This window comes from Streptomyces sp. NBC_01171, from assembly GCF_045039805.1.
In the GTDB taxonomy this organism is placed as follows: domain Bacteria; phylum Actinomycetota; class Actinomycetes; order Streptomycetales; family Streptomycetaceae; genus Streptomyces.
Window position 1 is genome coordinate 1,378,442 of sequence record NZ_CP108609.1, and the last position, 11,768, is coordinate 1,390,209.

The window sequence follows — 11,768 nt, forward strand, 5'->3', positions numbered from 1 at the left end:
GCACCGCCGACCTCTTCTCCACCCCGTTCAGCGCAGCGCCGCGCACGGCTGCCCGTGTGCGCCCATGCGCGCAGGCCAGAGCCGATTTTCCGCCTGTCTCAGATTCGCCGCCTGTTTCTAAGGACGTAGAACCATGGCCCCCAGTCCCCAGGACCCCGCTGCCGCCGCGCCCCGCCGCAAGGTGAGTCGTCACCGTGGTGAGGGCCAGTGGGCGGTGGGACACCACACCCCGCTCAACGGCAACGAACAGTTCAAGAAGGACGACGACGGTCTCAATGTGCGGACGCGCATTGAGACGATCTACTCCAAGCGGGGCTTCGACTCCATCGACCCCAACGACCTGCGCGGCCGCATGCGCTGGTGGGGTCTGTACACCCAGCGCAAGCCCGGTATCGACGGCGGCAAGACCGCGGTCCTCGAACCGGAGGAGCTGGACGACAAGTACTTCATGCTGCGGGTCCGCATCGACGGCGGCCGGCTGACCACCGCCCAGTTGCGGGTGATCGGCGAGATCTCGCAGGAGTTCGCGCGCGGCACCGCCGACATCACCGACCGGCAGAACATCCAGTTGCACTGGATCAGGATCGAGGACGTGCCCGAGATCTGGCGGCGCCTGGAGGACGTCGGGCTGTCCACCACCGAGGCGTGCGGTGACACCCCGCGCGTGATCCTCGGCTCGCCGGTCGCGGGCATCGCCGAGGACGAGATCATCGACGGCACGCCGGCCATCGAGGAGATCCAGCGCCGGGTCATCGGCAACAAGGCGTTCTCCAACCTGCCCCGCAAGTTCAAGTCCGCGATCTCCGGCTCGCCCCTGCTGGACGTGGCGCACGAGATCAACGACATCGCGCTCGTCGGCGTCGAACACCCCGAGCACGGGCCGGGGTTCGACCTGTGGGTGGGCGGCGGCCTGTCCACCAACCCGAAGATCGGCGTCCGGCTGGGCGCCTGGGTGCCGCTCGACGAGGTGGCGGACGTCCACGAGGGCGTCATCTCGATCTTCCGTGACTACGGCTACCGCAGGCTCCGCAACCGCGCCCGGCTGAAGTTCCTGGTCGCGGACTGGGGCCCGGAGAAGTTCCGGCAGGTGCTGGAGGACGAGTACCTGGGCCGCAAGCTGCTCGACGGCCCGGCCCCCGAGCAGCCGGTGGAGCGCTGGCGCGACCACGTCGGCGTGCACCGCCAGCGCGACGGCCGCTTCTACGTGGGGTTCGCCCCGCGCGTCGGCCGGGTCGACGGCGCCACGCTGGCGAAGATCGCCGGTGTCGCCGAGGAGCACGGCTCCGGCCGGGTCCGCACCACCACCGAGCAGAAGATGATCGTGCTGGACGTCGAGGGAGATCAGGTCGACTCGCTGGTCGCCGGTCTCGAGGCGCTGGACCTCCGGGTCAGCCCGTCGGCGTTCCGGCGGGGCACGATGGCCTGCACCGGTATCGAGTTCTGCAAGCTGGCCATCGTCGAGACCAAGGCACGCGGCAGCGCCCTCATCGACGAACTGGAGCGCCGCCTGCCCGAGTTCGACGAGCCGATCACCATCAACCTCAACGGCTGCCCGAACGCCTGCGCCCGTATCCAGGTGGCGGACATCGGCCTCAAGGGCCAGTTGGTGGTGGATGAGGAGGGCAACCAGGTCGAGGGCTACCAGGTGCACCTGGGCGGCGCGCTCGGTCTGGAGGCGGGCTTCGGCCGAAAGGTGCGCGGTCTGAAGGTGACGTCGAAGGAGCTGCCCGACTACGTCGAGCGCGTCCTGCGCCGCTTCGAGGCCGAGCGAGCCGACGGCGAGCGGTTCGCCGTGTGGGCCGCGCGGGCCAGTGAGGAGGCGCTGTCGTGAGCGAGCGTGCCGCACCGTTCCACTGCCCCTACTGCGGGGACGAGGACCTGCGCCCGAGCGAGGAGGGCCACGGCGCCTGGGAATGCGGAGCCTGCAATCGCGCCTTTCAGCTCAAGTTCCTCGGGCTGCTCGCCCGAGGGCTGAAGCGGGGCGACGACGGAGGGGACGACCGGATATGACGACCACTCAGGACGAGCGTACCGAGGACGAGTTGAGGGAACTGGCCGAGCGTGCGGGCCGTGAGCTGGAGGACGCGCCCGCGCTGGAGGTGCTGCGCTGGGCGGTGGACACCTTCGGCGACCGGTTCTGCGTGACCTCCTCCATGGAGGACGCCGTGGTGGCCCACCTGGCCGCGCGGGTGCGGCCCGGTGTGGACGTGGTGTTCCTCGACACCGGCTACCACTTCCCCGAGACCATCGGCACCCGTGACGCCGTCGACGCCGTGATGGACGTCAACGTCATCACGCTCACCCCCGAGAAGACGGTGGCCGAGCAGGACGCGGAGCACGGGCCCCGGCTGCACGACCGCGACCCCGACCTGTGCTGCGCCCTGCGCAAGGTCCAGCCGCTGGAAGCGGGCCTGACGGGGTATCAGGCGTGGGCAACCGGGCTGCGCCGGGACGAGTCGCCGACGCGGGCGAACACCCCGGTCGTCGGCTGGGACGCCCGGCGCCGCAAGGTCAAGGTCTCCCCCATCGCCCGCTGGACCCAGGACGACGTGGACGCCTACGTCGCCGAACACGGCGTGCTGACCAACCCGTTGCTGATGGACGGCTACGCCTCGGTCGGCTGCGCCCCGTGCACCCGGCGGGTCCTGGAGGGCGAGGACGCGCGGGCCGGCCGCTGGGCCGGGCGGGGCAAGACCGAATGCGGGCTGCACGGATGACGACCGACCGGACTGAGGAGCGAGAACACGTGACGACCGGAGCCACCGTCTGGCTCACTGGTCTGCCGAGCGCCGGCAAGACCACCATCGCCACCGAACTGGCCGGCCGGCTACGTGCCGAGGGACGGCGCGTGGAGGTGCTCGACGGCGACGAGATCCGCGAGTTCCTCTCGGCCGGACTCGGCTTCGCCCGCGAGGACCGGCACACCAACGTCCAGCGCATCGGCTTCGTGGCCGAACTCCTGGCTCGCAACGGCGTGCTGACGCTGGTCCCGGTGATCGCGCCCTACGCGGACAGCCGCGAGGCGGTGCGCAAGCGGCACGCGGCGAACGGCACCCCGTACCTGGAGGTCCATGTGGCGACCCCGGTCGAGGTGTGTGGCGAGCGGGACGTGAAGGGGCTGTACGCCCGGCAGGCCGCGGGCGAGATCTCCGGCCTGACCGGGGTGGACGACCCGTACGAGGAGCCCGAGACGCCGGACCTCAGGATCGAGACGCAGGGACAGAGCGTCACGCAGTCGGCGGCCACGGTGCACGCCCTGCTCGGCGAGAGGGGACTGGCATGACGACCGTCGCCAAGGTGACGGGGGGCGGCGAGGGCACGGACAGCCCGTACGCCCTCTCCCACCTGGATGCGCTGGAGTCGGAGGCGGTGCACATCTTCCGTGAGGTGGCGGGTGAGTTCGAGAACCCGGTGATCCTGTTCTCCGGGGGCAAGGACTCGATCGTGATGCTGCATCTGGCGCTGAAGGCGTTCGCGCCGGCCGCGGTGCCGTTCGCGCTGCTTCATGTGGACACCGGGCACAATTTCCCCGAGGTGCTGGAGTACCGGGACCGTGTGGTGGCCGCACATGGGCTGCGCCTCCATGTGGCCTCCGTACAGGACTACATCGACCGTGGTGTGCTCAGGGAACGTCCCGACGGCACCCGTAACCCGCTGCAGACGCTGCCGCTGACGGAGAAGATCCAGAGCGAGCGGTTCGACGCGGTGTTCGGCGGCGGCCGGCGCGACGAGGAGAAGGCCCGCGCCAAGGAGCGGGTGTTCTCGCTGCGTGACGAGTTCTCCCAGTGGGACCCGCGCCGCCAGCGCCCGGAGCTGTGGAACCTGTACAACGGCCGCCACGCCCCCGGTGAGCACGTCCGGGTGTTCCCGCTGTCCAACTGGACCGAGCTGGACGTGTGGCAGTACATCGCCCGTGAGGGCATCGAGCTGCCGGAGATCTACTTCGCGCACGAACGCGAGGTCTTCTCCCGCAGCGGCATGTGGCTGACGGCCGGCGAGTGGGGCGGCCCGAAGGAGACCGAGCCGGTCCAGACCCGGCTGGTGCGCTACCGCACGGTCGGCGACATGTCCTGCACCGGCGCCGTCGACTCCGACGCGACCACGCTGGAGGCGGTCATCACCGAGATCGCCGCATCCCGGCTCACCGAACGCGGCGCCACCCGCGCCGACGACAAACTCTCCGAGGCCGCGATGGAAGACCGCAAGCGCGAGGGGTACTTCTGACCATGAGCACGATCACCGCCGAGGCGCTGTCGGCCACCACCCTGCTCCGGTTCGCCACCGCGGGCTCCGTCGACGACGGCAAGTCCACCCTGGTCGGACGGCTGCTGCACGACTCCAAGTCGGTCCTGGTGGACCAACTGGAGGCCGTGGAGCGGGCGTCAGCGAGCCGGGGCCAGGAGGCGCCGGACCTGGCGCTGCTCACCGACGGCCTGCGGGCCGAGCGGGAGCAGGGCATCACCATCGACGTGGCCTACCGCTACTTCGCCACCCCGCGCCGCCGTTTCATCCTGGCCGACACGCCGGGGCATGTGCAGTACACCCGGAACATGGTCACGGGCGCCTCCACCGCCGAGCTGACCGTGGTCCTGGTCGACGCCCGCAACGGCGTGGTCGAGCAGACCCGACGCCACGCGGCCATCGCGGCCCTGCTCCGCGTCCCGCACGTCGTGCTCGCCGTGAACAAGATGGATCTGGTCGGCTACGAGGAGCACGTCTTCGCCGCCATCGCCGAGGAGTTCACGGCGTACGCGACCGAGCTGGGCGTCCCGGAGGTCACCGCGATCCCGATCTCGGCGCTCGCCGGGGACAACGTGGTCGACGCCTCCGCCCGGATGGACTGGTACGGGGGCCCGACCGTGCTGGAGCACCTGGAGACGGTGCCGGTCAGCCACGACCTGGCGCACTGCCACGCCCGGCTGCCGGTGCAGTACGTGATCCGCCCGCAGACCGCCGAACTCCCCGACTACCGGGGGTACGCCGGGCAGATCGCGGCCGGCACCTTCCGGGTGGGCGAGGAGGTCACGGTGCTGCCGTCCGGCCGTACGAGCCGCATCGCCGGGATCGACCTGCTGGGCGAGCCGGTGGACGTGGCCTGGACCACCCAGTCGGTGACCGTGCTGCTGGCGGACGACGTGGACGTCTCGCGCGGCGACCTGATCGTGCCGAGCAAGGACGCGCCCGCGACCACACAGGACGTGGAGGCGACGGTCTGCCATGTGGCCGACCAGCCGCTGACCGTCGGCCACCGGGTGCTGCTCAAGCACGGCACCCGCACGGTCAAGGCGATCGTCAAGGACATCCCGTCCCGGCTCACCCTGGCCGACCTGTCCCTGCACCCGCATCCGGGGACGCTCGCCGCAAACGACATCGGCCGGGTGAAGATCCGTACCGCCGAGCCGCTGCCGGTCGACTCCTACGCCGACTCGCGCCGCACCGGCTCCTTCATCCTGATCGACCCCAGCGACGGCACCACCCTCACCGCGGGCATGGTCGGCGAGTCCTTCGCCGCGCCCGAGCCGGTGACGGACCCCGACGACGAGGGCTGGGACTTCTGACCATGCAGCACACCGAGGTCTTCTCGACGTTCGCCAAGGAGGGCGGCCGCATCGGCAGCGGCGCGCTCGGCTCCGGGCAGGGCGGGGTCGCGCGATGTGCGCGCTGACGTACGCGCACCGCTCGCGCGCCCTGCTCCCCCACGTAGACCCCTCCTCCCACCCGACGACGTCCCGGTTGCGACGACGAAGACCCATCGACCTCCCGGCCACGGCCCGACAGCCGTGACCGCCGGGCCGACGAGAGGAAACGCCTCCCGTGCCTGCCAACCGTTCGCCGCTGCCGCGCCGCGGTCTCACCGTCCTCGCCGTACTCCCCCTGCTGGCCCTCGCGGCCTGCGGCTACGGGTCCGAGGCCAAGGACGACGCCACCAACCAGAAGGTCGCCTCCGGAGCCAAGAAGATCGACGGCCTGGACTCCGTCAAGATCGGCTACTTCGGCAACCTCACCCACGCCACCGCGCTGGTCGGCCGCCAGCAGGGCCTCTTCCAGAAGGAACTGGGCGCTACCAAGGCCGACTACGCCACCTTCAACGCGGGCCCCTCCGAGATCGAGGCGCTCAACTCCGGCTCCATCGACATCGGCTGGATCGGCCCCTCCCCCGCGATCAACGGCTACACCAAGTCCGGCGGCCGCAGCCTGAAGATCATCGGCGGTTCGGCGTCCGGCGGGGTGAAGCTGGTCGTGAACCCCAAGAAGATCAAGTCGGTCAAGGACGTCAAGGGCAAGCGGATCGCCACGCCCCAGCTCGGCAACACCCAGGACGTCGCCTTCCTCAACTGGGCGGCGGAGCAGGGCTACAAGGTCGACGCGCAGAGCGGCAAGGGTGACGTCACCGTGGTCCGCAGCGACAACAAGGTGACCCCGGACGCCTTCAAGGCCGGTTCCGTGGACGGCGCGTGGGTGCCGGAGCCGACCGCGTCAAAGCTGGTCGCCGAGGGCGGCAAGGTGCTGCTGGACGAGTCCGACCTGTGGCCGGACAAGAAGTTCGTGATCACCAACGTGATCGTGTCGCAGAAGTTCCTCAAGGCACACCCGAAGGCCGTCGAGGCGGTCCTGCGGGCCTCGGTGCGCACCAACAAGTGGATCAAGGCCAACCCGGACGCGGCGAAGGAGTCGGCGAACAAGCAGTTGGAGGCCGACTCCGGCAAGGCGCTGCCCCCGGCCGTGCTGGACCCGGCGTGGAAGTCGATCCAGACCACCGACGACCCGCTGGCCGCCACCCTGAACACCGAGGCCGACCACGCGGTCAAGGCGGGCCTGCTGCAGGAGCCCGACCTCAAGGGCATCTACGACCTGACCCTGCTCAACAAGGTCCTCGGCGCCGAGGGCGCCTCCAAGGTCGACGCCGCCGGGCTCGGCACCAGCTGACCGACGCGAACTGATGAGTCCCCAGGAGGTGACGACCATGGCCACCACCCTCGCCGAGGCCGGCCCGGCGGTCGATTACGCCGCCCGTCTCGACCACGTCTCGAAGTCCTATCCGGGCCCGGGCGGGCAGCAGCTCGTGCTGGACGACATCAGTCTCGATGTCGCGCCCGGCGAGTTCGTCACCCTCCTGGGGGCCTCGGGCTGCGGCAAGTCGACCCTGCTCAACCTGGTGGCGGGCCTGGACCGGCCGAGCGCCGGGTCCATCGACACCGATGGGCGCCCGGCCCTGATGTTCCAGGAGCACGCCCTCTTCCCGTGGCTGACCGCGGGCAAGAACATCGAACTCGCCCTGCGCCTGCGGGGCGTGCCCAAGGGCGACCGCCGCGACAAGACCGAGTCCCTGCTCGAACTGGTCCGGCTGAAGGGCGCGTACGGCAAGCGGGTGCACGAACTGTCCGGCGGTATGCGGCAGCGGGTGGCGCTGGCCCGCGCGCTGGCGCAGGAGAGCGGACTGCTGCTGATGGACGAGCCGTTCGCGGCCCTCGACGCCATCACCCGCGACGTGCTGCACGACGAGCTGACCCGCGTCTGGACGGAGACCGGCCTGTCCGTGCTCTTCGTGACGCACAACGTGCGCGAGGCGGTACGGCTGGCCCAGCGGGTCGTGCTGCTCTCCTCCCGGCCGGGCAAGGTGGCGCACGAGTGGACGGTGGACATCCCGCAGCCCCGCCGCATCGAGGACGCCCCCGTGGCGGAACTGTCCCTGGAGATCACCGAGGCGCTGCGAGGGGAGATCCGCCGCCATGGCCAGCACTGAGACGACACCGGCTCCCGACACGGGGAGCGTGGAGGCGGGCCTCGACGCCCTGGAGACCCCGCGCGGCGCACGGGTACCGCTGAAGCAGACCCTGGTCACCAAGGTCCTGCCGCCGGTCACCGCCGTGCTGGTGGTGCTGCTGGTCTGGCAGGCCCTGGTGTCCTTCGGGGTCGTCTCCGACCCCACCAAGCTGCCCGCGCCGAGGGCGGTGTGGGACGCGGTCCAGCGGGACTGGCTGGAGGGCAAGCTCCTCGGCTACATCTGGACCAGCGTCTCGCGCGGCCTGCTCGGCTTCGGCCTGGCCCTGCTCATCGGCACCCCGCTGGGGCTGCTGGTGGCGCGGGTCAGGTTCGTGCGCGCGGCCATCGGCCCGATCCTGTCCGGCCTCCAGTCGCTGCCCTCGGTGGCCTGGGTGCCCCCGGCGGTGATCTGGCTGGGCCTGAACAACTCGATGATGTACGCGGTGATCCTGCTCGGCGCGGTGCCCTCCATCGCCAACGGCCTGGTCTCCGGCATCGACCAGGTGCCCCCGCTGTTCCTGCGGGCGGGCCGCACCATGGGCGCCGGCGGGCTGCGCGGGGTCTGGCACATCACGCTGCCCGCCGCGCTGCCCGGCTATGTGGCCGGGATGAAGCAGGGCTGGGCGTTCTCCTGGCGCTCGCTGATGGCGGCCGAGATCATCGCGTCCTTCCCCGATCTGGGCGTCGGCCTAGGCCAGTTGCTGGAGAACGGCCGCAACGCCCTCGACATGGCGATGGTGTTCGAGGCCATCCTGCTGATCCTGTTCGTCGGCATCGCGGTCGATCTGCTGATCTTCAGTCCGCTGGAGCGGTGGGTGCTGCGCAGCCGGGGCCTGCTGGTGAAGAGCTGAACTCCCATGCATCACAAACCCGTTCTCCTGATCGTCGCCCACGGCAGCCGTGACCCCCGGCACGCCGCGACCGTGCACGCCCTGGTCGCGCGGGTGAGGTCGATGCGCCCGGACCTGCGGGTGGTGACCGGCTTCCTCGACTTCAACGTGCCCTCGGTCGGTGGCGTGCTCAAGTCGCTGGCGGCCGACGGGGTGCGCGAGGTGGTGGCGCAGCCGTTGCTGCTGACCCGCGCCTTCCACGCCAAGGCCGACATCCCGGCCGTGCTGCGGGAGGCCCCACGCGGGATGCGGGTCCGGCAGGCGGAGGTGCTCGGCCCGTCGCCGCTGCTGGTCTCGGCGCTGGAACGGCGCCTGTACGAGGCGGGGCTGAGCCCCGCCCACAAGTCCTCGACCGGGGTCGTACTGGCCTCGGCGGGGTCCTCCGACGCGGAGGCGATCGCGGTGATCGCCGACATCGCGCGGGAGTGGTGGCGCACCGGTTGGTGCGCCGTGCGACCCGCGTTCGCCTCCGCCCGGCTCCCGCGCACCGAGGACGCCGTGCGGGAGCTGCGTGCCCAGGGGTGCCAGCGGGTCGCCGTCGCGCCGTACGTGCTGGCGCCGGGCTTCCTGCCCGACCGGATCGCGCGGGGCGCGGCCGGCGCGGACGTCCTGGCCGATGTGCTGGGCCCGGCGCCGGAGGTGGCGCGGGTGCTGCTCGACCGCTACACCGAGGCGCTGCGGTCGGTCCCGGTGGCCGTGGGCGCCTGAGCGCCAGGACACCCCCTAGAGGTTCAGCGCGGTGGTCAGGCGCCGGGTGTACTCGAGGGTGCCGGTACCGGCGGCGGCGCCGATGCAGAGGTCGTCGAGCCGGTGGCGGATGCGGCCGCGGTTGGGCGGCAAGCCGTCGTCGGCCGCGAGGGCCAGCTCGGCCTGGATGATCTCGCCGTGCTCGAGGAGCACCGGGTACTCGGCGTGCAGAGCGGCGACGAGTCCGTCCGCGAGCTGGATCAGGGTCTCCAGGTCGGTCCCGTCACCGCCCGGTACCGGGCGGCCGGAGGTGCTGCCGGGATGGTTGTACGCGTTCACGTCTTTCGTCCTCACTCCTGATCCGGGGGCCTTACGGGGCCGGGCTGCGGCGAGGGAAGCGTGCCGGGTCGGCTCGGTCGGCGACGTTACCCACGAAGCGGCCGACCGCACCAGCAATCAACCCCTTTGGAGTGAAAGGGGGTTGACATTCCCCGGCTGTCCGGTAGAGGGCGCCGTCAGCCGGTCAGCTCGACCAGTTTCCGTACGGTGTTCCAGTTCCGGGTGGTCGCGATCAGACCCTTGGTGACGCGCGGGCGGCCCAGCTCATCACCGAGCTTGGAGCGGCCGAGCCCGTCGGGTGCGTAGAGGTACAGACACCGGTCGCCGAGGCGGAACTCCTCGGGGAGACGGGCGGCGGTGTCGATCCCGGCGAAACGCTCGGGGTCCACCGGGCCGGAGAAGTAGGTGACGTGCAACTGCTTGGGTTCCAGCGCGTCGGCGGGGAACGGGCAGGCTTCCGCGACCGCCGTGAGATAGGCGTGGTCCCGCACGATCACGTCGACCCAGAAGCCGAAGCGCTTCTCGATGGCCGTGCTCAACTCCCCGGCCAGGACGCCCTCGTCGCCCTGGGAGGCGGTGAAAACGGCCTGTCCGCTCTGGAGATGGGTGCGCACGTCGCCATGACCCAGCTCGGCAAGGAGAGTTCGCAGGTCGGCCATCGGGAGCTTCTTGTTGCCGCCCACGTTGATCCCGCGCAGCAGCGCCGCGTACGTCGTCGTCATCCGCCCACGATAGAACGGCCGTCGTGCCCCGTGGGGGCGGGCACGACGGCCGTACCGGACGGTACGCCGGTTGCGGGAAACTCTGTCGGATCGAGCGGGCGCGGAGCAACTCCTCCACGATCTTGTGACTGGTTCAACAACGTTTCTCCACCGAGGTCAGCGCCCGGGCAGCTCCGCCTCGATCAGGTCGGCGGCGCGCATCGTGCCCCCTTCGCCCACCATGTCGGCCTGGATCTCCTTCAGCCGGGCCGCCACCTCGGGGTCGTCGGCCAGGGCGAGGGCGGTCTCGCGGAGGCGGTCGGCGGTGGCGTCCTCGGTGAGCAGGGTGCGGGCCACGCCGAGCGCCTGGAGCATGTCGGCGTTGCCGAACTGGTCGACGGCCTGCGGGACGGCGATCATCGGGGTCGCGGTGGCCAGCCCTTCCTGGCTGCCGCCCGCCCCCGCGTGGGTGACGAACAGGTCGGCCTGCCGGAGCACGGCCAACTGCGGTACCCAGGAGTGCACTTCGACGTTGCCGGGCAGCTCACCGAGTTCGGCCGGGTCCACGTGCCGCCCGATCTGGAGGACCAGGTGCCAGCCGGGCAGGTCACCGAAGGCGCGTACACACTCGGCGTAGAAGTCGGGCCGCTTGGTGAAGGCCGAGCCGAGGGAGACGAGGACGACCTTCTCGGCGCCCTCGGGCCGCTGCCAGTCGCCCTGGTCGGTGCGGTCGCCCTGGCAGGCGCCGACGAAGCTGTGCACGCGCTCGTCGACCCGATCGGCGTTCGGCTGGAGCGCCTTGGGGATGAGGACCAGGGAGCGGGCGGGGCGGCCGGCGAACGGGTCCGGGTGCTGGGTGATCCCGTTCTCCGCGAGCCATCCCGCGAACCGGGCGTAGTACGCCTGGCCGCGCTCGGTCTTCCGCGGCTCGGCCCACATGGGCTCCGCGACCTCCTCCTCGTAGCCCTCCCAGGCGACGAGGTTCGGGGAGAGGGAGACCGCGGGCACGCCCCAGCGGTGGGCCAGGACGCGGGCGGGGTAGGAGGCGATGTCGTGCAGGACGAGGTCGGGTTCGTCTCCCTCGTAGGCCTTGATGAGCTGGGGCAACGCCTGCATGGCGTCCGCGAGGAAGGGCTCGACGTTGTCCAGCAGCGTGGTCCCCCACGCCGAGGGGTCGTCGTCCGGTCCGGGCAGGACGGAGGTGTACGGCACGGGTACGGCCCCCGTGGCGGCGACCTTCTCGGCGAAGAGCGGCGGGATGGCGTAGGTGACGCGGTGGCCGCGTGCGACGAGTTCCCTGATCACCTCCAGGCTGGGGTTCACATGGCCGTGCTGGGCGATGGAGAACATGGCGATGTGGGCGGGGCGCTGGAGGGTCATGACCTTG

Annotated in this window: 13 protein-coding genes; 10 read left to right on the forward strand and 3 right to left on the reverse strand. The window is 71.0% G+C overall.

The window, feature by feature from the left end:
• Nucleotides 1–133 precede the first annotated feature (133 nt).
• The 10 genes from OG448_RS06375 to OG448_RS06420 all read left to right on the forward strand — a co-directional run bounded on the left by OG448_RS06375 (nucleotide 134) and on the right by OG448_RS06420 (nucleotide 9,362).
• Nucleotides 134–1,831 carry a nitrite/sulfite reductase gene (locus tag OG448_RS06375; protein ID WP_405551937.1) on the forward strand — a complete coding sequence of 566 codons (1,698 nt, stop codon included), beginning with the start codon at nucleotides 134–136 and terminating at the stop codon, nucleotides 1,829–1,831.
• Nucleotides 1,828–2,010 (forward strand): hypothetical protein, encoded by a 183-nt coding sequence (locus OG448_RS06380; RefSeq protein WP_030802517.1) that lies wholly within the window; start codon nucleotides 1,828–1,830, stop codon nucleotides 2,008–2,010. Before OG448_RS06375 ends, OG448_RS06380 begins: the two co-directional genes overlap by 4 nt.
• Nucleotides 2,007–2,717, forward strand: coding sequence for a phosphoadenylyl-sulfate reductase (locus OG448_RS06385; RefSeq protein ID WP_405551938.1), 711 nt, complete (start codon nucleotides 2,007–2,009; stop codon nucleotides 2,715–2,717). Before OG448_RS06380 ends, OG448_RS06385 begins: the two co-directional genes overlap by 4 nt.
• The gene (gene cysC / locus OG448_RS06390; protein WP_405551939.1) at nucleotides 2,699–3,283 is read left to right on the forward strand and encodes an adenylyl-sulfate kinase; all 585 of its coding nucleotides are present in this window, start codon (nucleotides 2,699–2,701) and stop codon (nucleotides 3,281–3,283) included. The genes OG448_RS06385 and cysC overlap by 19 nt, the downstream gene beginning before the upstream one ends.
• The gene (gene cysD, locus OG448_RS06395; protein ID WP_391292724.1) at nucleotides 3,280–4,224 is read left to right on the forward strand and encodes a sulfate adenylyltransferase subunit CysD; all 945 of its coding nucleotides are present in this window, start codon (nucleotides 3,280–3,282) and stop codon (nucleotides 4,222–4,224) included. Before cysC ends, cysD begins: the two co-directional genes overlap by 4 nt.
• Before the next feature lie 2 nt (nucleotides 4,225–4,226).
• Nucleotides 4,227–5,558, forward strand: coding sequence for a sulfate adenylyltransferase subunit 1 (locus tag OG448_RS06400; RefSeq protein WP_405551940.1), 1,332 nt, complete (start codon nucleotides 4,227–4,229; stop codon nucleotides 5,556–5,558).
• 256 nt (nucleotides 5,559–5,814) lie between these two features.
• Nucleotides 5,815–6,927 (forward strand): aliphatic sulfonate ABC transporter substrate-binding protein, encoded by a 1,113-nt coding sequence (locus OG448_RS06405; protein WP_405551941.1) that lies wholly within the window; start codon nucleotides 5,815–5,817, stop codon nucleotides 6,925–6,927.
• 13 nt (nucleotides 6,928–6,940) lie between these two features.
• Nucleotides 6,941–7,744, forward strand: a complete 804-nt coding sequence (locus OG448_RS06410; RefSeq protein ID WP_405551942.1) for an ABC transporter ATP-binding protein — start codon at nucleotides 6,941–6,943, stop codon at nucleotides 7,742–7,744.
• Entirely contained in the window at nucleotides 7,731–8,615 is an 885-nt protein-coding gene (locus OG448_RS06415; protein ID WP_391292715.1) for an ABC transporter permease subunit, read from the forward strand. Before OG448_RS06410 ends, OG448_RS06415 begins: the two co-directional genes overlap by 14 nt.
• A 6-nt stretch (nucleotides 8,616–8,621) precedes the next feature.
• Nucleotides 8,622–9,362, forward strand: a complete 741-nt coding sequence (locus OG448_RS06420) for a sirohydrochlorin chelatase (protein ID WP_405551943.1) — start codon at nucleotides 8,622–8,624, stop codon at nucleotides 9,360–9,362.
• A gap of 15 nt (nucleotides 9,363–9,377) precedes the next feature.
• On the opposite strand, the gene OG448_RS06425 is transcribed toward OG448_RS06420, so the two are convergent.
• The 3 genes from OG448_RS06425 to mgt form a co-directional block, all read right to left on the reverse strand.
• On the reverse strand, nucleotides 9,378–9,680 hold the full coding sequence (locus OG448_RS06425; protein ID WP_405551944.1) for a hypothetical protein: 303 nt from the start codon (nucleotides 9,678–9,680) through the stop codon (nucleotides 9,378–9,380).
• 176 nt (nucleotides 9,681–9,856) lie between these two features.
• Entirely contained in the window at nucleotides 9,857–10,402 is a 546-nt protein-coding gene (locus OG448_RS06430) for a DUF1697 domain-containing protein (protein ID WP_405551945.1), read from the reverse strand.
• 156 nt (nucleotides 10,403–10,558) lie between these two features.
• Complete coding sequence (gene mgt, locus OG448_RS06435) at nucleotides 10,559–11,761, reverse strand: macrolide-inactivating glycosyltransferase (protein WP_405551946.1); 1,203 nt, start codon at nucleotides 11,759–11,761, stop codon at nucleotides 10,559–10,561.
• Nucleotides 11,762–11,768 lie beyond the last annotated feature (7 nt).